23 protein-coding genes are annotated in these 19499 nt (G+C 62.7%); 4 read left to right on the plus strand and 19 right to left on the minus strand.

The features are described from left to right. Positions 1 to 27: 27 nt before the first annotated feature. On the plus strand, positions 28 to 438 hold the full coding sequence (locus AB4Z19_RS28660; RefSeq protein WP_442036903.1) for a hemerythrin domain-containing protein: 411 nt from the start codon (positions 28 to 30) through the stop codon (positions 436 to 438). On the opposite strand, the gene AB4Z19_RS28665 is transcribed toward AB4Z19_RS28660, so the two are convergent. From AB4Z19_RS28665 to AB4Z19_RS28685, 5 genes are all read right to left on the minus strand, one after another. Beyond that, a complete protein-coding gene (locus tag AB4Z19_RS28665; protein WP_442026000.1) occupies positions 423 to 1205 on the minus strand; it encodes an AraC family transcriptional regulator in 783 nt (260 codons plus the stop codon). The genes AB4Z19_RS28660 and AB4Z19_RS28665 overlap by 16 nt on opposite strands. 292 nt (positions 1206 to 1497) lie before the next feature. Next, positions 1498 to 2139 (minus strand): FABP family protein, encoded by a 642-nt coding sequence (locus AB4Z19_RS28670; protein ID WP_442025999.1) that lies wholly within the window; start codon positions 2137 to 2139, stop codon positions 1498 to 1500. Continuing rightward, positions 2136 to 4778, minus strand: a complete 2643-nt coding sequence (locus tag AB4Z19_RS28675; protein WP_442025998.1) for a bifunctional diguanylate cyclase/phosphodiesterase — start codon at positions 4776 to 4778, stop codon at positions 2136 to 2138. Before AB4Z19_RS28675 ends, AB4Z19_RS28670 begins: the two co-directional genes overlap by 4 nt. Further along, positions 4778 to 5212 (minus strand): phosphate ABC transporter substrate-binding protein, encoded by a 435-nt coding sequence (locus AB4Z19_RS28680; protein ID WP_442025997.1) that lies wholly within the window; start codon positions 5210 to 5212, stop codon positions 4778 to 4780. The genes AB4Z19_RS28675 and AB4Z19_RS28680 overlap by 1 nt, the downstream gene beginning before the upstream one ends. A gap of 11 nt (positions 5213 to 5223) precedes the next feature. After that, positions 5224 to 6420: a hypothetical protein gene (locus tag AB4Z19_RS28685; RefSeq protein ID WP_442025996.1), complete on the minus strand. Its 1197-nt coding sequence runs from the start codon at positions 6418 to 6420 to the stop codon at positions 5224 to 5226. Positions 6421 to 6686: 266 nt separating this feature from the next. On the opposite strand from AB4Z19_RS28685, the gene AB4Z19_RS28690 reads away from it, so the two are divergent. Then, positions 6687 to 7124, plus strand: a complete 438-nt coding sequence (locus AB4Z19_RS28690) for an NUDIX hydrolase (protein WP_442025995.1) — start codon at positions 6687 to 6689, stop codon at positions 7122 to 7124. Positions 7125 to 7131: 7 nt separating this feature from the next. Here AB4Z19_RS28690 and AB4Z19_RS28695 read toward each other — a convergent pair whose 3' ends face one another. Then, positions 7132 to 7791 carry a hypothetical protein gene (locus AB4Z19_RS28695; RefSeq protein WP_442025994.1) on the minus strand — a complete coding sequence of 220 codons (660 nt, stop codon included), beginning with the start codon at positions 7789 to 7791 and terminating at the stop codon, positions 7132 to 7134. Positions 7792 to 7916: 125 nt separating this feature from the next. Next, positions 7917 to 8657 carry an SDR family oxidoreductase gene (locus tag AB4Z19_RS28700; protein ID WP_442025993.1) on the minus strand — a complete coding sequence of 247 codons (741 nt, stop codon included), beginning with the start codon at positions 8655 to 8657 and terminating at the stop codon, positions 7917 to 7919. Positions 8658 to 8787: 130 nt separating this feature from the next. On the opposite strand from AB4Z19_RS28700, the gene AB4Z19_RS28705 reads away from it, so the two are divergent. Continuing rightward, the gene (locus tag AB4Z19_RS28705) at positions 8788 to 9207 is read left to right on the plus strand and encodes a DoxX family protein (RefSeq protein ID WP_442028853.1); all 420 of its coding nucleotides are present in this window, start codon (positions 8788 to 8790) and stop codon (positions 9205 to 9207) included. Between the two features lie 5 nt (positions 9208 to 9212). On the opposite strand, the gene AB4Z19_RS28710 is transcribed toward AB4Z19_RS28705, so the two are convergent. Genes AB4Z19_RS28710 through AB4Z19_RS28735 form a run of 6 tightly spaced genes read right to left on the minus strand, consistent with a single transcriptional unit; the run spans position 9213 to position 14448 of the window. Then, entirely contained in the window at positions 9213 to 9938 is a 726-nt protein-coding gene (locus AB4Z19_RS28710; RefSeq protein ID WP_442028852.1) for a YoaK family protein, read from the minus strand. A 23-nt stretch (positions 9939 to 9961) separates the two neighbouring features. Beyond that, the gene (locus AB4Z19_RS28715) at positions 9962 to 10873 is read right to left on the minus strand and encodes a dihydrodipicolinate synthase family protein (protein WP_442028851.1); all 912 of its coding nucleotides are present in this window, start codon (positions 10871 to 10873) and stop codon (positions 9962 to 9964) included. A 12-nt stretch (positions 10874 to 10885) separates the two neighbouring features. Beyond that, positions 10886 to 12145: an FAD-dependent oxidoreductase gene (locus AB4Z19_RS28720; protein ID WP_442028850.1), complete on the minus strand. Its 1260-nt coding sequence runs from the start codon at positions 12143 to 12145 to the stop codon at positions 10886 to 10888. Further along, positions 12142 to 12399 (minus strand): 2Fe-2S iron-sulfur cluster-binding protein, encoded by a 258-nt coding sequence (locus AB4Z19_RS28725; protein WP_442036905.1) that lies wholly within the window; start codon positions 12397 to 12399, stop codon positions 12142 to 12144. The genes AB4Z19_RS28720 and AB4Z19_RS28725 overlap by 4 nt, the downstream gene beginning before the upstream one ends. Beyond that, the gene (locus AB4Z19_RS28730; protein WP_442036907.1) at positions 12392 to 13519 is read right to left on the minus strand and encodes an NAD(P)/FAD-dependent oxidoreductase; all 1128 of its coding nucleotides are present in this window, start codon (positions 13517 to 13519) and stop codon (positions 12392 to 12394) included. The genes AB4Z19_RS28725 and AB4Z19_RS28730 overlap by 8 nt, the downstream gene beginning before the upstream one ends. Next, entirely contained in the window at positions 13516 to 14448 is a 933-nt protein-coding gene (locus AB4Z19_RS28735) for a 4-hydroxyproline epimerase (RefSeq protein WP_442036909.1), read from the minus strand. Before AB4Z19_RS28735 ends, AB4Z19_RS28730 begins: the two co-directional genes overlap by 4 nt. 56 nt (positions 14449 to 14504) lie before the next feature. On the opposite strand from AB4Z19_RS28735, the gene AB4Z19_RS28740 reads away from it, so the two are divergent. Next, positions 14505 to 15281, plus strand: a complete 777-nt coding sequence (locus AB4Z19_RS28740; protein ID WP_442028803.1) for a helix-turn-helix domain-containing protein — start codon at positions 14505 to 14507, stop codon at positions 15279 to 15281. A 100-nt stretch (positions 15282 to 15381) separates the two neighbouring features. On the opposite strand, the gene AB4Z19_RS28745 is transcribed toward AB4Z19_RS28740, so the two are convergent. Genes AB4Z19_RS28745 through AB4Z19_RS28770 form a run of 6 tightly spaced genes read right to left on the minus strand, consistent with a single transcriptional unit; the run spans position 15382 to position 19494 of the window. Further along, positions 15382 to 16005, minus strand: coding sequence for a glutathione S-transferase family protein (locus AB4Z19_RS28745; protein WP_442036911.1), 624 nt, complete (start codon positions 16003 to 16005; stop codon positions 15382 to 15384). A 2-nt stretch (positions 16006 to 16007) separates the two neighbouring features. Beyond that, positions 16008 to 16736, minus strand: a complete 729-nt coding sequence (locus AB4Z19_RS28750; RefSeq protein WP_442036913.1) for an ABC transporter ATP-binding protein — start codon at positions 16734 to 16736, stop codon at positions 16008 to 16010. Then, positions 16726 to 17484 (minus strand): ABC transporter permease, encoded by a 759-nt coding sequence (locus AB4Z19_RS28755; RefSeq protein ID WP_442026786.1) that lies wholly within the window; start codon positions 17482 to 17484, stop codon positions 16726 to 16728. Before AB4Z19_RS28755 ends, AB4Z19_RS28750 begins: the two co-directional genes overlap by 11 nt. Next, the gene (locus tag AB4Z19_RS28760; RefSeq protein WP_442026785.1) at positions 17472 to 17933 is read right to left on the minus strand and encodes a cupredoxin domain-containing protein; all 462 of its coding nucleotides are present in this window, start codon (positions 17931 to 17933) and stop codon (positions 17472 to 17474) included. Before AB4Z19_RS28760 ends, AB4Z19_RS28755 begins: the two co-directional genes overlap by 13 nt. Beyond that, positions 17930 to 18499: an SCO family protein gene (locus tag AB4Z19_RS28765; protein WP_442026784.1), complete on the minus strand. Its 570-nt coding sequence runs from the start codon at positions 18497 to 18499 to the stop codon at positions 17930 to 17932. The genes AB4Z19_RS28760 and AB4Z19_RS28765 overlap by 4 nt, the downstream gene beginning before the upstream one ends. Further along, complete coding sequence (locus AB4Z19_RS28770; RefSeq protein ID WP_442036916.1) at positions 18496 to 19494, minus strand: ABC transporter substrate-binding protein; 999 nt, start codon at positions 19492 to 19494, stop codon at positions 18496 to 18498. The genes AB4Z19_RS28765 and AB4Z19_RS28770 overlap by 4 nt, the downstream gene beginning before the upstream one ends. Between the last annotated feature and the right edge of the window lie 5 nt (positions 19495 to 19499).

The following is a 19499-nucleotide window of genomic DNA, read 5'->3' on the forward strand; positions in this document are numbered from 1 at the left end:
TGAAATACATCTTTAAGGAAAAAGACCATGAAACTGCAGCGTTTTGAACACGACCATCACGAAATCCTCGACGGCATCCACCAGCTGCGCAAGCTGATCGCCACCGGCATCGAATACAACGCGGCGGCCATCACGCAGTTGCTGATGACGATGAGTGCTTCCATCAAGCTGCATCTCGCAGTCGAGGACCGCGTGGTCTATCCTGCCTTCGCCAGTTCCGGCCGGCCGGAACTGGCGGCAATGGGCCGCTTCTATCAGGAGGAAATGGGCGACCTGTCGCGCAAGTACACCGAATTCGCCACGCGCTGGAACCTGGCGAACCGGGTGGCAAACAATCCGGCCGGCTTCCGCGACGAGGCGAATGCGATTTTCAAGGCCCTGTTCCTGCGCACCAAGCGCGAAGAAAGCGAACTGTATCCCGCCTACGCCCGGCTGTAAGCGACATATTGCGCCGGCGGCTTCCCCAGCGCCTTGCGGAACATGAGGATAAAACCTGTGACCGATTCATATCCAAGATCGTCCGCCACACGCTGCACGGACGCGCCCTGGCGCAGCCACTGCATCGCCAGCATCAGGTGCAGTTGCTGGCGCCATCGGCCAAAAGGCATACCGGTTTCCTTCATGACGCGGCGCGTGAAGGTGCGCTCGCTCATTGCCAGACGCTCTGCCCATTCCGCGGCCGTGCCACGCTCGCGTGGACTGGCCAGCATGGCGTCCAGCAGAACACGCAGCGGTCTGTCTTGCGGCACCGGCACCGTCCATTGTTCGGTCGGCGCCGCGCGCAGGAGGTCCAGTGCCACGCCAACCAGGCGTGACTGCGCGCCGTTAGGCGGATACTCGGCGGGCCGTTTTGCCAGCTCCTTGATCATCTCGCCGAGCAGCTGGCCCGGCACCAGCAGGCAGGCTTCGGTTGGCAGGCCCGCCATGCCGTCCTTCACGAACAGGACACAGACGCTGCTGGCGGTCTCAAAACGCGCACTGTGCAGATGGCCCGGCGGTATCCAGATGGCTGCGCCGGGAGCCGCCAGCAGCAAATGCCCTTCGACGTCGCAGGTCACACCGCCACTCAGCACCATGACCAGCTGCCCGCAGCGGTGGGCATGCGCAGGCAGCGCTTCGGTCGGCGCGGAGATCGTTACCTCAATGGCATACGTCAGGCTGCTGAACTGGTCAGCATCAACAAAGGTGTGAGGATGGTGAGGCACGTTTATAAGTTGACCGGTTTGTCGTATCACCTGACATCTTATTARGACTCCGCGCCGAGAGATATCACTAAACTGTAGAACCCTTAAATCCAACCACGAAAGGAAAAACAAAGATGTTTCAGCGAGTAGTTATGACAGTCCTGGTGGCCTTCGCCGTTGCAGGATGCGCCGCCGAACAGGCAAGCGAAAAAGTAGYGGTAGGAAGCGGCCAGCAAGCCAAAGTCACGTGCACCGTCGATGACGATGCACCTTCAGTTGGCAGCCGCATTCAGCGTAAGAACTGCAGCTGATATCAGGCGGCGCCGCGGGCGAGAGGATTGGGCGTCGGTTCTGCGACCTTGACCAGCAGATTGCGGTCGGTGTGGTGGAACGGCTCGTCTTCCTTGCCGCGCAGGAGCATCACGGTGTCTTCTTCATAGCCCCAGGTACCGTCATCATTGATGGTGACCTTGATGCGGTACTCGGTGGTCTTGAAGCCGAATTCCAGGAAAGGATTGGAGCAGATGCCGTAGGTATTGCTTTCGCGCTGAGCCACCAGTTCAAAGGATTTCGCATCCGGCGCCGCAGTACCGGAAGCCATCGCGATCTGGCCACGCGGAATGGCGAGAGTCTGGATTACGGTGTTGGTCGCGGGTTCCCACAGCCAGTAGCCGACCTGTTCGTGATAGGTCTTGATGTTGTCCGGCTTGTTCACGATCAGCACATAGCGCAGACCGTAGAACAGCTGCGGTCCGTTGGTGACAGGATCGATAGGCTGCAGCTCGATGCGCTCGACGTAAGCCTGTTTGCGCGGACCATCGGCCTTGGGCTTGATGTCCAGTCCGCGCTTGCCTTCCCAGATGCCCGCCATGGCGCGCAAGGGACCGAGATTATCGAGGGTGTTGGCGTCCAGTGGGGACGGTTCGGTGTAGATGTCGTTGGAATATTCGCTCATCCGGCAATTATAGCCGGTGCCAGCAAGGCCGCGATCTCCTGCGGCGCCACCGGCTTACCGTACAAATAGCCCTGCGCTTCATCGCAGCCGTTCTGTTGAAGGAAGCGGCGCTGCTGCTCGGTTTCCACACCTTCCGCAATCACCCGCTTATGCAGCTGGTGCGACAGCGAGATGATGGCGCGGGCAATCGCCTGGTCGTCTTCGCTGGTGCCCAGGTCGCGCACGAAAGACTTGTCGATCTTCAGGCGCGCAATAGGAAAGGACTTCAGCGCCGACAGGCTGGAATAGCCGGTGCCGAAATCGTCGATGGACAACGAAACACCCATCTCTTCCAGTTCGCGCATCTTGGCCACGGATTGCGCCACGTCGCGCATGATCAGGCTTTCCGTCACTTCCAGCTCCAGCCATTGCGCAGCAAGGCCGCTGGCACTCAGCGCATTCGCCACGCGCGCAACCAGACGCACGTCTTCGAACTGGCGCGGCGACACATTCACCGAAATGCTGATCGGCTCCAGACCTTCATCCTGCCATTCGCGCGCCTGGCGGCACGCTTCGCGCAGCACCCACTCGCCGATCGGCAGGATCATGCCGCATTCCTCTGCCATTGGTATGAACTGGTCCGGGCTGATATTGCCGCGCTCAGGATGCTGCCAGCGCAGCAGCGCTTCCACACCGAAGATGTGGCCATCATTCAGGTCCACCTTGGGCTGATACACCAGGCGCAGCTGCTGCTCATCCAGCGCCTTGCGCAAGCCGTCCATCAGCAGCAGCTTTTCCTCCAGCGTGGCGTTCATCTCGCGCGTATAGAACTGGCAGTTGTTCTTGCCGCTCTCCTTGGCGCGGTACATGGCCATGTCCGCATGCATCATCAGCGTATCGGCATCGCGGCCATCGCGCGGATAGACGGAAGCGCCGATACTGCAGCTGACCTGCATTTTCTGCCCTTCCAGCACGATGGGTTCGACCACGGCGGTGAGAATCTTTTCCAGCAGCGGCACCAGCGCCGAAGGGCATTCGTCCACATGCGGCAGGATCAGTACGAATTCGTCGCCGCCGAAACGCCCAACGGTATCGTTGCGGCGCACGCAGTCCACCATGCGGCCCGCCACCACTTTCAGCAGCTCGTCGCCGGCATTGTGGCCGAGCGTGTCGTTCACCAGTTTGAAGCTGTCCAGATCGATGAAGGCCACCAGAACGGATTGCCCTTCCCGTTCGGCCTGCAGCACCGCCTGTTGCAGGCGGTCGGCGATCAGGCTACGGTTCGGCAGACCGGTCAGCGTGTCGTGGTGCGCCATGTGAACGATACGCGCTTCATTGCGCATGCGCTCACTGATGTCGCGCACGATGGCAACCACGCCGCCTTCCACCCCCACCACCTGCCAGGCCAACCATTCCGCATTCAGCTGCGGCATGGCGTTCTGCGCTTCCTCATGAAAGACGCCGCCTTCGGTAGTGATCTTCACCAGGCGTTCGAACATGCCGTTGTGGCGCGACGCCGGGAGCCAGGTGCAGAAGGATTGGCTCATCAGCTCAAGCTTGCTGCGGCCGGTCAGTTGCTGGGCACGCGGATTCACGGCGGTGAATTTGAAATCGACAATGGTGCCAGCCTTGTTGCGAATGGCACGCAGCACGAAGAAGGCGTCCATATTCGCTTCCGACGCTGCCGCATAGGTTTCCTGCGCACGGCGGATACGGCGGCGTGCTTTGGCGCCTTGCCAGGACCAGATCCAGGCCATCACCGCCAACAGCAGCAGCACGCCGCTGGCCATACCGGCCTCGCGCAAGTGTTCGCCCCGCTGTTTGCGGAAGCCGGCCATCTGTTCGTCCTCGGCCAGGCCGGCAAACACGCTCAGGTTGTAGCCGCGCATCGGGCGCAGCGCCGTGTAGCGCAGCACACCATCCCAGGGACTGGCAAGCGCCACCTTGCGCGCGGCCATCAAGCTCGAATCGACGGACTGCCCCCACGACACCTTGTCGCCCACGCGCATGCTGCGCACCACATTGTCCGGCCCCGCGAAACCCAGCATGCCGTGATCGCCCTGGCGCGAACGCTCGTAGGCACTAGTGAAGTAAGCCGGGTCGATCTCCACAATCACGATGCCCGCGAAATTGCCTTCGCTATCATCCAAGCGGCGCGTGAAATGCAGGTGCCATTCCTGATTGGCCTTGTCGCGCATGGTCTGCGCCACGAAGGTGGTGGTGGTCCTGGCGTTGCGATGGAACTTGAAATAGCTTTCGTTCGCCACATTGATCGGCAACGCAGGCGGATTGCTGGCCACTGTATTACCCTGAGCATCCACGATGCCGACCACGAACACCAGGCCGGACGGCAGCAGGCCGTGCGAGCTCAGTTCCGGCAAGGCGCCCAGCGGGCCTTTGCGCTCGGCCGCGTACTTGAGCACTTTCAGCGTCTGCTCGATGCCATTCATGCTGCGCGCCACCTGGGCTTCGTAGGTGTCGATCAGCTCCAGCACGGATTCGGCGGCAGCGGCCTGCGCGGCCGCCTGTTCTGCATCGATGAAATGGAAAGTCGCTGCCCAGATGGCTGCCAGCAGCACAATGGCAAACAGGGGCAAGGACACGTGGGTGTCCAGCCCCATGCGCAGCCAACGCATCGCTTTCACATTACGCCGGGCCATCAGTGCACCACCAGCACGACGCGCACACTGTTATCCAGCGCGCTGCGCTCGATGTAGCCGATCATGGCCGGGTTGTCCGCCACCAGCTTGCGCACCGCTGCGCTATTCGGCAGCTCGCGCGGCGGCTGGCCACGGCCCGTGAAAATCATCTTGGTCCAATAGGCTTTCATCAGCGCCGGACTGCGATTGGCCACCTTGGCGTAAAACTCGTCGCGCAGCGGCGAGCCCACGCTCAAGTCGATAGCGCTGGCTTCGCGGCCATCCGGGAAGCGCAGGGAATCGGCCAGGAAGATATCGGCCACCTGGTCGGCGCGCATCGTGGTGACCGGGCTCCTTGCGGAAACGACCACGACCAGTTCGGCCGCTGCGGCCAGGCCTGCGGACATGGTCAGGCCTAAGCCTAATACCAGTGTGGCAGTTAAAGACTTGATCATCGCGCCCTCCTTCAGAACACGAAATCCACTGCGACGCTGGTCACGCCGAAGCGATGACCCGAGCGGAAGCCTGGTTGCACGTTGTCCAGCGTGCCGCTGGTGCCGCCATGCGGGCGAACGGAATCGTATTGCAGTTTGAAGGCCGCGGACGAAGCGAAGTCCCAGCGCAGGCCGGCGCTGGTGCTTTCCTGCACTGCGATCTGGCTCAGCAGGCCATTCAGGCCGCCGTTCAGCGCCATCGCGGCAGCCGCCATCGGCGCCGGCAGGCCTGCGGTGGACAGGCCGTCAATATGCGTGTCTCCGTTGCTCACCACTTTGCTGAAGGTCGCATAGGGCGTCAGCGCGCCAAAGCGGTAGCCGCCGCTGACATAGCCGGCCGTCTTGTCGCCCAGGAAGGAGCGCGCATTCACGCGGGCCACTTCGCCCATCAGGAACCAGGCGCCCGGATCATAATTGGCGCCGAGGCTAAACACAGTGGCGCGCTTGTCATCGGTATCGTAACGTGCAGCCAGCGCCTCGCCTTGCGGACCAAACTGGCGCAGGCCGTCGAACAGCTCGGTCGCCAGTCGCATATGCAGCTGGCCTTTCATCGCCGAGGCGCGCACACTGAGATCGCCAATACGGCTGGTGTTGGTGATACCAGCCAAGCCGCGTGCGTGGGCACGCTCGTTTTCGGTGACATTCATCGAGGTGCGGCCGAACACCAGCTGCGTTTCATTGCGCACACCTAAGGCATTCCAGCGATAGCTGGCATCGACACCATCGCTATTACTGATGGGGAGCGAGGAATACAGTTCAATCGGCGTGCGGACCCATGGCAGCGCGTAGCCGGCCTTGCGATAATCGGCCACCAGGAACAGCGGCAGCGCGATACGCCCGACACGCACGCTGAGATCCGGCGTGGCCTGATATTTGATGTTGGCCCATTCGACCACAGGCGTGTACGATCTGGTCAGATTGCGCTCGGCCACCACCTGCAGCACGGCCGACCAGCGGGGAGCGATATTGACGCCGAGCTGGGCGCCGAGGCGGCTGTCCACGTCGGCGCTCCAGTCGTGGCTATGGCCTGCCATGCCGGGGGTCAGCGGATTGGCCGAGAAGTCTGCATTGTGTTCACTTGAGCGCACCATGCTGGCTGTACCGAATCCGCCAAAGGTCCAGGTGCTGGCATCCCCCTGTTCGGCGTGAACAAAGGTTGTGGCAAGCATCAAACAGAGTGGCAGGGATCGGTGCAGCTTTGGCATCATGTCGGAATCGGCAATATCAGAGAACGCGCGTGCACAATCGCGTGCAAGCACGTGGCGTTTTTTAGCTTTGTACAGAGAGTAAGCGGCGGTTTTCCGATGATCGGAGCCGCAAAAAGACTAAGGCACGGGCTCTGGGTGCCGATGAATTCTCACACTTTATAACAGGCTTTTGTGACTGTCGAGAAATTTCCCTAGAGTACCGACACTAGCTTTATGGAAACAACATTATGAAAAGCACAATGGTGGCACGCCAGCTTTCCTGCGGCACTCTGGTGCTCAATTCGAAGCGGGAACTGCTGCTCTGCCATGTCACCGGCACGGCAAATTGGGACATTCCGAAGGGCTTGCAAGATCCCGGCGAGGAACCCTTGCAGGCGGCGCGCAGGGAGCTGTTCGAGGAGGCGGGACTGAGTTTCGACGAGGAGCTGTTCCACGATCTCGGTGCGTTCGATTATCGCCCCGACAAGCGCCTGCATCTGTTCAAGGTGGAGGTCGGCGACCAGCTGTGCAGTCTGGATCATCTCCAATGCACCAGCTTTTTTCCGCACCATGTGACGGGAGAAATGACGCCGGAAGCCGACGGTTTCCGCTGGGCCAGCCGCGACGAAGTGCGTACGCTATGCTGGCCCCGTATGGCCCAGCGGCTGATGTCGCTGGACTGGTAACGCCTGATTAATACTGGCGGTTTGGCTGCTGCGGCGGCGTGGTGGCGCCGTCGTCATGCACGCGGTCGTTCGGATTCGGGCGGTCGCCTACGGCCGGGTTCATGCGGTTACGGGCTGCGTCCGAAGCGTTGGGATCAACGGTTGGCACAGGCTCGCGGTAGGTCGAGCTGCCGGTAGTGCCGGTCGTGCTGCTGCCGGAAGTCGCCGGTGGCGTCTGCTGATTCTGGTACAGCTGATCCTGCTGACCTTGCTGACCCTGCTGGTTCTGCTGATATTGCTGGTTCGGCGGATAAGTGCCGGTGGTGCTGCTGTCCGTGGTGGTATTGGCGCTGCTGCCAACCCGGCCCTGCTGCTGGTCCATGGCCGAGCTGCCGGTCATGCCCGAGGTGCTGGTGCCGGAAATATCGTCATTCGGGCAGCCTGGCATGCCGGAGCGGCCCGCCTGGTTGCAATCGACTGCGCCGCGCGAGGTGGCGCTGCTGCCCGTCGTGCCTGCGCTGCTGCTGCCGGACGTGGTGTGGTGTTTCTTGGCGTGGTGTTTCTGCTTCTTCTTCGTGGGGCTGGCGTTCTGGGTTTGCTGGTCCGTGCCCTGCGTGGCGTTCGATTGGGCGAATGCAGTGCTGCTGGCCAGCAAAGCCGCGACGACGAGTGCGTATCTGGTCCTCATGATTGCTCCTTTCTCTTCCATAGGAATGCCTCTGGGGCGAGCAAAAATTGTCCCACCGTAGTGCCATCGCTTGAGTAGGAGTACACGCCGCAGTCAGGTCGGAGCAGACCGCCTGCATTGCTGAGTCAGGAACCGCCTGCGCAGCGGATTGTGGTGCCCGTCATATACGACGCGGCAGGCGATAGCAGCCAGGCAATCGCCTCGGCTATTTCTTCCGGTTCGGCAGGACGCCCCATCGGCATGCCGGGTAATTTGCGCTGCAAGCGGTCAGGCTGGCCGCCCGCGGCGTGGATAGTGGTGTTGGTAAAGCCCGGCGCCACACCGCACACGCGGATGCCTTCCGGCGCCAGTTCCTTGCCCAGACCCATGGTGAAGGTATCGACGGCGGCCTTGCTGGCGGCGTAGCCGATATAGTCATTCGGGCTGCCCGACGTGGCCGCCGTCGACGACACGTTGACGATGACGCCGCCCTGGCCCGCGCGGCGGAAGGCGTCCACCGCGTGGCGCGAGCACTGCATCAGGCCAAGGACGTTGATGTCGAACACGCTGGCCAGTGCGGCCGGATCGCAGTCCATGAATTTGCCCAGGCCGCCCGTAATGCCGGCGTTATTGACGAGTCCACCCAGCGGGCCAAGCTCACGCTCAACGACGGCAAAGAGGCGCGCGATCTGGTCGGGCGCCGCGACGTCGGCCTGCACCGGCAAGGCCTGGCCGCCTTGTGCGCGGACGGCCTCCACGACCGCATTGGCGGCGCCTTCGTCGCGCTGGTAGTTCACGGCCACGGCCCAGCCGTCGCGGGCGGCGCGCAGGGCGGTGGCGGCGCCGATGCCGCGTCCGGCGCCTGTCACGAGCAATACTTTACCCATCAAATCTCCAATCCATCTGTTTTCACGATGCTTAACATCGAAATATATAGGCTTACACAATAGTTCGGACCAGACTAATATTCACTCATCGCTTCTCCGGAAGCAAATCTCACAAAACAAGGAGTCTGCCATGAACCAAACTAACAACACCACCGCCCTGCCCCTGGTTGCCCGCCTGCTGCTGGCCGCCATCTTCATCGTCAGCGGTATCGGCAAGATCGCAACCCCGGCCGGCGCCATCGGCTACATCAGCGCCATGGGCCTGCCCTTCCCTGTCGTTGGACTGGGCATCGCGATCGGCGTCGAAGTGGTGGGCGGTCTGATGCTGGCAACCGGCCTGTACACCCGTGCGGTGGCCGCGATCCTGGCCATCTTCTCGGTGGTGACTGCGGTGATCTTCCATGGCAATATCGCTGATCAGAACCAGTTCATCCACTTCATGAAGAACTTCGCCATGGCTGGCGGTCTGCTGCAAGTGGCTGCCTTCGGTGCCGGCACCCTGAGCCTGGATGCACTGCGCAATAAAGGCCGCCGTATCGCAGCCGCCTGAACGGCCTAGTTCCGGGGTGCACGCAAATCGTCGATGATGGGCACGATGGCCAGCCCGACGAGAATCGCCGCCAGCGGCAGCGTCGCCCCGAAACCCACACTGCTGAATCCCAGCGCTCCGGCGACACCGCCGGCAAAGAAAGCGCCAACCAGTCCAGCCAGCACAGCGACCCGCTTCCAGTCCGCAGCTACATGCGGCACTGCTTGCGGGTCGCGGTTCCAGTAAAGCGCCTTCCCCGCCTCGATACCCAGATCCGTCACAATGCCGGTGACGTGGGTGGTGCGGATTTCGGCGCGCGAGAGTTTGGTGATGACGGCGTTCTGCAGCCCCATCATGAAGCACAGCAGCATCACGGTCGCCGCCAGTGCGAAGGACGCTCCCATCACGCCGAAAGCCAATAGCAGCAAGGCTTCCAGCATCAGCGGCAAAGCGAACTCACTGTGCAGTTGGCGGCGCCGCGCGAAGTTGACCATCAAGGCGCAACAGGCCGCCCCTGCAAGAAAACTGAATAGCGCGCCGGCACAACTGGCGGCGGCTTCGAAAGCGCCGAGGGCGATATTGTCCGCTGCAGCGGACACGATGCCCGTCATGTGCGACGTGTATTGTTTGACAGCGAGGAAGCCGCCCGCGTTTGCGGCCCCGGCCACGAAGGCCAGGGCGAAACCGAGATGGCGGTTAGCTTGCGCAGCGCGCTGGCGCCCCGTCAGGCGCCGGACATAGTTGATCGGCATGCTTCCTCATTTGGCTGGGTCCTTTACAGCAGGCCGCTCAGGTCCGGACGGGTCGCCAGTGCTTGCTGGACGATCGTGGTCACGGCCTCACGCTCGGCGCCGCGCAGTGGCTGGCGCGGACGGCGTACGATCTCGTTACCCACGCCCGCCAGCGCCTCCACCAGTTTCAGATTTTGCACCAGCTTGGTCGATACGTCGAGGTGCAGCAGCGGCATGAACCACTGGTACAGCTTCAGCGCTTCGTCGTAGCGCTTGGCTTTCATCAGGGTGTACAGCGCTACCGTCTCTTTCGGGAAGGCGACCACCAGGCCGGCCAGCAGGCCGTCCGCGCCAACAGCCAGGCCTTCGAAGGACAGGTCGTCCACGCCCATGAACAGCTGGTAACGGGTGCCGACGGCGTTACGCAGGTCAGTGATGCGGCGCACGTTGTCGGTCGATTCCTTGATCGCCACCAGTTCTTCGCAGTCCGACAGTTCCTTGAAGTCGGCCGGGGTCAGGTCGACTTTGTACGATACCGGGTTGTTGTAGACCATGATCGGCAGCTTGGCTGCGGCGGCGATCGTACGCAGATTGTCCTTGGCTTCACGCGCATCGGCGGCGTACAGCACGGATGGCATGACCATGAAGCCGTCCACGCCTGCATCTTTCGCTTCCTGCACGAAGCGGCAGGCGGTCCTGGTGCGGGTGTCGCTGACGTTGGCCAGCACCGGCACGCGGCCGCTGGATACCTTGATCGCGGTTTTGGCGACTTCCAGGCGCTCTTCCACGGTCAGCGTGCTGGCTTCGCCCAGCGAGCCGCCGGTCACGAGACCGTGGCAACCGCTGTCGATCATGAAGCCGAAGTGTTTCTCCATTTCGGCGTGGTCGAGTTCCTCGTCAGCCGTGAACTTGGTGGTTACTGCGGGGAATACGCCTGCCCATTTTGCTGCTGCCATTTTGATGCCTCCTCAGGTTTCAGTTGTCGTTGCGATGATGCTGCCGGCACGCGCCGGATAAATTGGTGTTCTTACGGTGTCTGGCTGCCAGCCATACAGCACCGCAGTTGCGGCCCCGCAGATGCGTCCCTGGCAAGGCCCCATGCCGCAGCGCGTGTGCAGCTTGGCGGCACGCCAGGTGGCGTGCACCGCCAAGTCGCTGTGCGGCACGTCTTCGCAGCGGCAGACGATGGTGTCCGGCGCCGCCAGCTTTGAGATTTCCTCGCGCAGCCTGAAAGCCTCCGCCAGGCGGCCCGCGAACCGCCGCCAGCGCGCACGCTCCGCCAGCGCGGACGCCGCGCCACCCGCGCCCGCTAGCCGGCTTGCGTGCAGGCCGGCGATGCGGCCTTCCGCCAGCGCGAGGTCAACGCCACCGACGCCGGTGCCTTCGCCTGCGCAGTAGATCGCGGGCATGCTGGTGCGCTGCCACTCGTCCACCTGCACTGCGCCCTGCCCGACCGCGCAACCCAGCGAGCGTGCAAGTTCAGTATTCGGCAGCAAGCCATAGCCCACCGCCAGGTAATCGCATTCAATCAGCTCGCCGTTGTCCAGCTCAACGCGCTGTAGCTGTCCCTCGCCAAACGCGGCGCGGACGTAGCGTCCGCTGCGATAAGACACTCCGCGCAAGCGGCTGCCAAGTTGCAGGGCCTGTGAAATTTTGGACGGCGTTGCCAGCAAGCCAAGCGCAAAGCGCACCAGGGCTGCGCGCGGCGCCTGCTCGATGATGGCCTGCACTTGCGCGCCACGTGAGCGCAAGGTATCCGCCACTGCCAGCAGCAATGGTCCCGTTCCCGCCACCACAATGCGTTTGCCGTCCACTGGATAGCCGCCTTTGCTCAACGCCTGCAGACCGCCGGCGCCGGTCACGCCAGGCAGCGTCCAGCCGGGGAAAGGCAACAGCAGCTCGCGCGCGCCAGTGGCGAGGATCAGGCGCTGGTAGCGCAGCACGCTCACACTCTCTTCCAGCTGTACCAGCAGCTCACCGGGCGCCGGTGCGTACAGAACGCGGGCGCTATGCAGGACGCTGATATTGGGCGCCTGCTGCACTTGCTGCCAAAGCTCGCGCGCCCGGCTGTCTTTCTGCTGCTGCGGACCGCCGCGCCAGATTTGTCCGCCGGCGAATGGGTTGTCGTCGATGATGCAAATACTCGCGCCGCTGGCTGCCGCGGCCTGCGCGGCCGCCAGCCCGGCCGGACCGGCGCCGACAATGATGATGTCGTACAGCGTCTTCATGCAACCGCCTCCGCCGTCACGACCTGCATGCCGTCGCGGCACAGCGTCTGGCAGGACAGCACATGCGCACGGCCGTCGACCGTCACGCGGCACTCCTGGCACACGCCCATTCCGCACAACGGCGCCCGCAGCGCGCCGGTAACCGAGCGGCGCGTTACGCCGGCGGACGCCGTGGCAATTGCGGCGGCGACGGTTGTGCCAGGGGCGACGGCGAGGGCGCGGCCGTTGATCGTGAGCTGGATGGTATCAGGCACGGGCGCGCTCCTTGGTCGTGAACCGGCCTGGGAGATAGGCTTCGTGCGCGATCGGTGCTGCTTCGCCCGCAATCTGCGCGGCCAGCAATTCGGCGGTCGCCAGCGAGGTCGTGATGCCGAGGCCTTCGTGCCCCGTCGCCAGCCACAAGCCGCGGCGCGCGCTGTGCGGGCCGATCAAAGGCAAGCCGTCCGGCGTCGCCGCGCGCAAGCCCGTCCAGCAGCGCAGGATATTCAAGTCCGCCAGGCCAGGCGTAAAGCTGCAGGCATGACTCAGCATGCGCGCCATCATCTGCGGTTCCGCCGTCAAATCCGTCGTATCAAACTGGCGCGAAGATCCAATCAGCACCTGTCCCGTTGGACGCGGCTGCAGATTGAATGCCACCGAATCGCCGCTGGCCGCATGGGCGCTTTTGATATAGCCCAGCTCCACCAGCTGATGCCGCACAAAGCCCGGATAGCGGTCGGTAATCATCACATGGCCCTTTTTCGGCTGCACCGGCAATTCAGGCACCAGCGCCGTGGAGCGCGAGCCCGCAGCCAGCACCACGGCATCCGCGCTGAGGCGCGTACCGTCGCCCAGCACCACGCAGCCATCGCCGATCTGCCGCACGTTGCTGACGATCAGGCGCGCACCACGCGAATGGGCGCGATCCATCAGAATACGCGCACTCTTGGGCGGATACACCAGTCCATCGTCATGCACCAGCAGTCCGCCCGCCAAACCGGGACGCAGCTGCGGTTCCATCTCATACAGCAGCGACGAATCGAGCATGGCGCAAGCCAGACCATAGTCCGACATGGTCGCCGCCTTGGCGCGCGCCGCCGCCAGCTCCTCATCGTCCGACGCCACCCAGATCGTGCCGCAGCGGCTGTATTCATGCCGGGCTGGCTGCTCGGCCACAAAATCGCGCCACAACGACAGCGAATAAGCCGTCAGCGCCAGCTCGGCCGGATTGTCGTCCATGACCACCAAGTGGCCCATGCCCGCCGCGGTCGCGCCGCTGCCGACCGTGTCCTGCTCGATCACCAGCACTTGCAGGCCGCGTGCGGACAAGGCATCGGCACACGCCGCACCCACGATGCCCGCACCAACGACCAGCACATCAGCGCTATTGCTCACCGAATGCCCCACACGAAAGGATCGTCCGCATCCATGATCAGCTGCGCCGTCGCGTTGACCCACGCCTTGCCGCGAATGATGGGAATCAGGCGTTCGCCGTCGATGCGGAAGGAACCTTCGAACACGCTGCCGACAATGCTCTCCTGCCGCCACTGCGCGCCTTCGGCCAGTTTGCCGTCCGCAGCCAGGCAGGCCAGCTTGGCGCTGGTGCCGGTGCCGCAAGGCGAACGGTCGTAGGCATTGCCGGGGCAAAGCACGAAATTCTGGCTGTCCGCGCCACTGCGCGAAGCTGCGAACAATTCGATATGGTCGATCTCCGCGTCGCCTACGCCGGTAATGCCCGCCGCAGCCAAGGCATTCTTCAGCGCGGTCGTGTAGGCCGTCAGTGCGCCAGCCCGTGCGACCGTCAGCTCCTGGCCATGATCCGACACCAGGAAGAACCAGTTGCCGCCCCAGGCCACATCCCCGTGAACGGTTCCGTGGCCTGGCACGTCAACGGCCACGCCAGTGGCCAATCGATACGCCGGTACGTTTTCCAACGTGACGCTGCCATCTTCGTGCAGCTCAGCTTCCACCACTCCGACTGGTGTATCGATACGATGCCGTCCCGGCGACAAGCGCCCCATGAAAGCGAGCGAAGTCACGAGCCCGATGGTGCCGTGCCCGCACATGCCGAGATAGCCAACGTTGTTGAAAAAGATGACGCCCGCTGCGCAATCCGGCGCATGGGGCTCGCACAGCAGCGCACCGACCAGCACATCGGAACCGCGCGGCTCGCAGACCACGGCAGAACGGAATCCGTCATGCTCGCGGCGGAAGCGCTCAAGGCGCTCATTCAGAGGGCCGGCCCCGAGATCCGGGCCGCCGTCGATCACCAGGCGGGTAGGTTCGCCGCCGGTGTGGGAATCGATAATGGAGATCGTTTTCATAGACTCCATCATAGGCGCAAGATGGCTCGCCGTCTTGCATCAGCGAAGGGTCATTGATGACGAAATCTGCACAATCGTGGCAGAATACCGCCATGGACAAGCATGCACGCACTGCGCTCGGCGCCAGTATCGCCGACGTATTCTTCACCGAACCGCTGTTCGACTCCCTGCCGGACGTGGTTTTCTTCGTCAAGGATACGGAGGGCCGCTACGCCGTCGTGAACCAGACACTGGCCAAGCGCTGCGGCGTGAAGGACAAGGCTGCCCTGCTCGGCCGAACCGCGGTGGAAGTTTTTGCACAACCGTTCGGATCGCGCTTCCTGGCGCAGGACCGCGCCGTGCTGGATGATGGCGCCGAGATTGAAGATCAGCTGGAGCTGCATCTGTATCCCAATCGTGCGCCCGGCTGGTGCCTGACGCAGAAGCGTCTCTTGCGCGATAAGGCGGGCCACATCGTCGGCTTGTGCGGGATTTCACGTGACCTAGCCATGGCCGACCACAAGAATCCGGCTTATCATAAGGTGGCGGAGGCGGTGCGGGTCATTCATGAGCAGTTCGACGGGCCGCTCGCCCTTCCCAAATTGGCGCGCACGGCGAATATGTCGGTGGCGCAGATCGAACGCTACTTCCTGCGCATCTTCCACCTGACGCCGCGCCAGCTGATTATCAAGACGCGTATCGATGCCGCTTCGCGCATGCTCGCCGGGGACGCCAGCGTGGCGGAAATCGCCCTCGCCTGCGGCTACGCGGACCATAGCGCCTTCACACGCCAGTTCCGCGCCACCACGGGCGTCACGCCCAGCGAGTACCGCCAGGTGCTGCGCGACGCTTAGACCGAACCAACGGCAGGAGCTGCGCGACGCTTAGACCGAAACCCAAGGCAGAAGCTGGTGGCAGGCACGGCGTGCCTGCCACCTGGGTTACGCTGCTGGTTTAAACCATGCCGTTGCGGCAGTGGTCGCGGAAGCCGGGACGGTCGGCCATGCGATCCAGCCAGGCATCAATCGCGGGCGCGGGCTGGCGCTCAATGGGCGCCATCAGCCAGCGCGTTGCCGAAAGGCCCAGCACTATGTCCGCCAGCGTGAACTGCTCGCCGGTGACGAAGGTGTCGCCGCCTTCCAGGTGTTTTTCGAGAATGCCGATATTGCGGTTCCACGCTGCCACGCTGGCCGCCAGCTGCGCCGGGTCCTGGAAGGCCGGGTTCTTGCGCACCACCGACATGAAGGCATAACGCCAGGCGTTGTTCAAATCCGTGGCCTGCCAGTCCATCCACTTTTCAACCATGGCACGCGCTTGCGGATCGCGCGGCAGCAGGTCGTCGCGGCCATGCACGCCGCACAGGTAGCGGCAGATCGTGTTCGACTCCCACAGCACGAAATCGCCTTCGACCAGCACCGGCACCATGGCGTTCGGATTCAGCGCCGTGAATTCCGGCGTCTGGGTGGAGCGGAAACCGTCGCCCCAGTCTTCGCGCTCGTAGGCGACACCAATTTCGGAAAGCGTCCACAAAACCTTGCGGACATTGATGGAAGTAGGTTTTCCAAGAATCTTCAGCATGATCAGAGTCCCAGTTGAGTGAGTATGTCTTCTTTCAGTTGCTGCAATTCGGGGCTGGACAGCTTGCGCGGATGCGGCTGCTCGACGCGGAAGCTGGCCTGGATTTTCGTCGGCCGCGGCGACAACACCATGATGCGGTCCGCCAGATACAGCGCTTCTTCCACGTCGTGCGTGATCAGCAGCACGGTATGGCGTTCCTCAGCCAGAACGCGCAGCAGCTCATTACGCATCTTGAGGTTCATCAGCGCATCGAGCGCGGAAAATGGCTCGTCCATGTAGAGAATCTCAGGCTTGACCACCAGTGCCCGTGCAATCTCGGCGCGCTTCAGCATGCCGCCGGACAGCTCGTGCGGATATGACTTCTCGAAGCCTTTCAAGCCGACCATCGCCGCGTAATGGTCGGCCAGCGCCGCCTTGTCGCCATGGTCGTCGCCATTCAGGCCGAACATCAGATTCTCCTGCACCGTCATCCAGGGAAAAACGGAACCATGCTGCGAAATCACGATGCCTTTCGGACTAGGCCGCGTGACACGCTCGCCGTCGATGGCCACCTCGCCGGAGTCGGCCTGCTCGAAGCCGGCGATGATTTTCATGAGCGTCGACTTGCCGCAGCCGGATGGACCGACGATGGCCACGAATTCGCCGTCGGCGATGGCGATGTCCACCCCATCCACCACCGGCAGCGCATTGAAGTTCTTGCGGATATTGCTGACGACGACCTTAGCGTCCATAACGCCACCTTACCAGTTTGAGTCTTTCGAGCAGACGCATGATGCCGTCCAGGGCGAGGCCAATCATGCCGATGATGATCATGGCTGCCACCACCAGGTCGTAGCGGTTGCCCGCATTACGCGAATCCATGATCAGATAGCCCAGGCCGGAGCGCAGCGCGATCATTTCCGCCGCCACCACCACCAGCCACGCCACGCCAAGGCTGATGCGCATGCCGACGATAATTTCCGGCAGCACGGCCGGAACAATCACCTGGCGGAACAGCTTCGCACGTGAGACGCCGAAGTTTTCCGCGGCACGCAGATAGCGCTTTTCGATGGTGTGCACGCCGGCTGCGGTCTGCACAATCATCGGGAACAAGGCAGCAATAAAGATCAGGAACACCGGCGAGGCATTGCCCACGCCGAACCAGAGAATCGCGATAGGAATCCAGGCGATCGGCGAAATCGGACGCAGAATCTGGAATACGGGATTCAGCGTGCGGAAAGCGCCGTCTACACGGCCCATCCACAAGCCCATTGGTATCGCTACCGCGACTGCCAGCAAAAATCCGCTGGCTACCCGGCCGAGCGAGGCGCCGATATGCTCCCACAGCGTGCCGTCTTCCACCAGTTCCATCGTGCCTGTCACCACTTGTGCGGGTGTCGGGAATATCAGGCTGTCGGTGGCGATCACGGTGATCCACCAGACCGCGACGATGGCCAACAGCACCAGCGCCGGCGGCCAGATCTTGTTCAGTTTCTCCATTGGATAAAGGTAGTCAGGGTTTGCAGGCGCCAGCGCAGCCGCTGCCAGCCAGCTTGCGGCGTGGGCAAAACCACAACCGTCATCTGGCCGCTGGCGTGAGCCGTGCAGGCGAAGGGATAATCGGCCGCCTGCTCGAATGGCAAGCGGAAGTCCTGGCCGGGCATGATCAGCACCGGACCGAAAATTTGCGGCACCGTGTCGCTATTGCGCAGCAGGAGCACATCGTTGGCGCCCAGCGTGAGCGTGATGCGCTCGGGCAGAATCTCGGTCTTTTCACCAGCCATGCGCCGTGCCCAGGTGCCTTTGGGGATTTCAAACAATTCGTCGCGGCTCGCCACATGAACTGGCGCGAAGGCAGCCCATGCCGTCACGCCTGCCACGGCCAGCGCAGCGGCGATGCCCAGTCCCGCCAGACAGGGGCCGGCCTTGATGCGACCATCCTCGTTCATTCGGCCTTCGCCAGCAGGTTCACGTCGTGCACAATATCGTCGGCGGGGCGGCCAAACGGCATCAGCGCGCGCAGTCTGCCCTGCGGATCAATAAAATAGAGGTAGGAGGAATGGCCCATCGTGTAATCGGCCTTGCTGCCCTCAACCATTTTCCTGGTAGCCGTGATCCCGTAGGCCTGGCGGATGGCGGCCATCTGCTGCGGCGTGCCGGTCAGGCCGATGAAGCTCTTATCGAACTGCGTCAGGTATTTCCGCAGTTTCTGCGGGGTGTCGCGCTCAGGATCGACGCTGACAAAGACCACCTGCAGCTTGTCGCCTAGTTTGGCGCGGGCCTGGGTCAGCAAGGCCAGCGAGACGGGACACACGTCCTGGCAGCTGGTATAGCCAAATTCCAGCACCACGACTTTACCGCGCAAGGCGGACAGCTTGAAGTTGCTGCCGTCGGCGGCGGCCTGCATAATCTCAGGCGCCTGGCGCGGCGGCTCGAATACACCGGACTTGAGTTTGTCGGCAGCACTGGCGGATGCCGCGAGCAAGGCGGCGGCGATGGCAATGCGGAGCTTCATAGCGCAATCGTGGCCGGCTTGATGGCCTTGACGAAGCTCTCGTCCACGTACTGCTCGTAGGCCACCGGGCGTTTCAGCGTGCCGGCTTCCAGGGACAGCTTCATCAGCTCATCGAATTCGGCACGGATCATGCGCAAGTCGCCGTACGTCACGCGGTCGCTGGGATTCTCCATCACAAACTTGATGATGTTCGGGTCCTGGTTGAAGAATTTGCGGCCGGATGCAATCCTGGCGGCCTTATCGCGGTTGACGGGATTGGCATCCAGCCAGTTGCCCGCCGCCTGAACGTAGTTGACCAGCTCCTGCACAATCGGGCGGTCTTCCTTGATCAATTCCTCGCGCACGGTCAGCACGCAGCAAATGTAGTTGCGCCATTCGTCACGGGTCATGGCCAGCGGACGGGCATAACCTGCTTTCTGCGCTGCGGCGCCGAAAGGCTCGCCGGTGCAGTAAGCGTCGACGGCCTTCGCGTACAACGCTGCCGGCATGTCCGGCGGCGCCATTTCCATGATCTCGATATCTTTTGGCGTCATCTTCTCGCGCGCCAGCATCTTGCGCAGGAAGAGGAAGTCCACGGCAAAACGGCTTGGAATGGCGATGCGCTTGCCTTTCAGATCGGCGAAGCGCTTGTAAGGCGAATCGGTGCGCACCATGATCACAGCGCCCGAACGATGGCCTAGCGATACGATCTTCATCGGAATGCGCTTGTCCGCCAGATCCATCACCAGCGGCGCCAGCATGTAGGCCGCCTGGATACGGCCCGTCATCAGCGATTCCTTGATCTCCGGCCAGCCACTGTATTTGCTATACTCGAATTGAGGCCCTTTGGCGCTACAGGCAATCGGCAAGGTCAGATTGCAGGTAACGGGAAGTCCACCGACGACCAGGGTTTTGCTGGCAGCACTGGCGGTACTTAATCCCGCCAGGGGCAGTGCCAGCGCGCTCCCCAAGATCTGGCGGCGGCGCAGGAAATGTGACGTTTCGAATTCGGACATTGCTC

Source organism: Pseudoduganella sp. RAF19 (assembly GCF_052114165.1).
Lineage (GTDB): Bacteria > Pseudomonadota > Gammaproteobacteria > Burkholderiales > Burkholderiaceae_D > Rugamonas.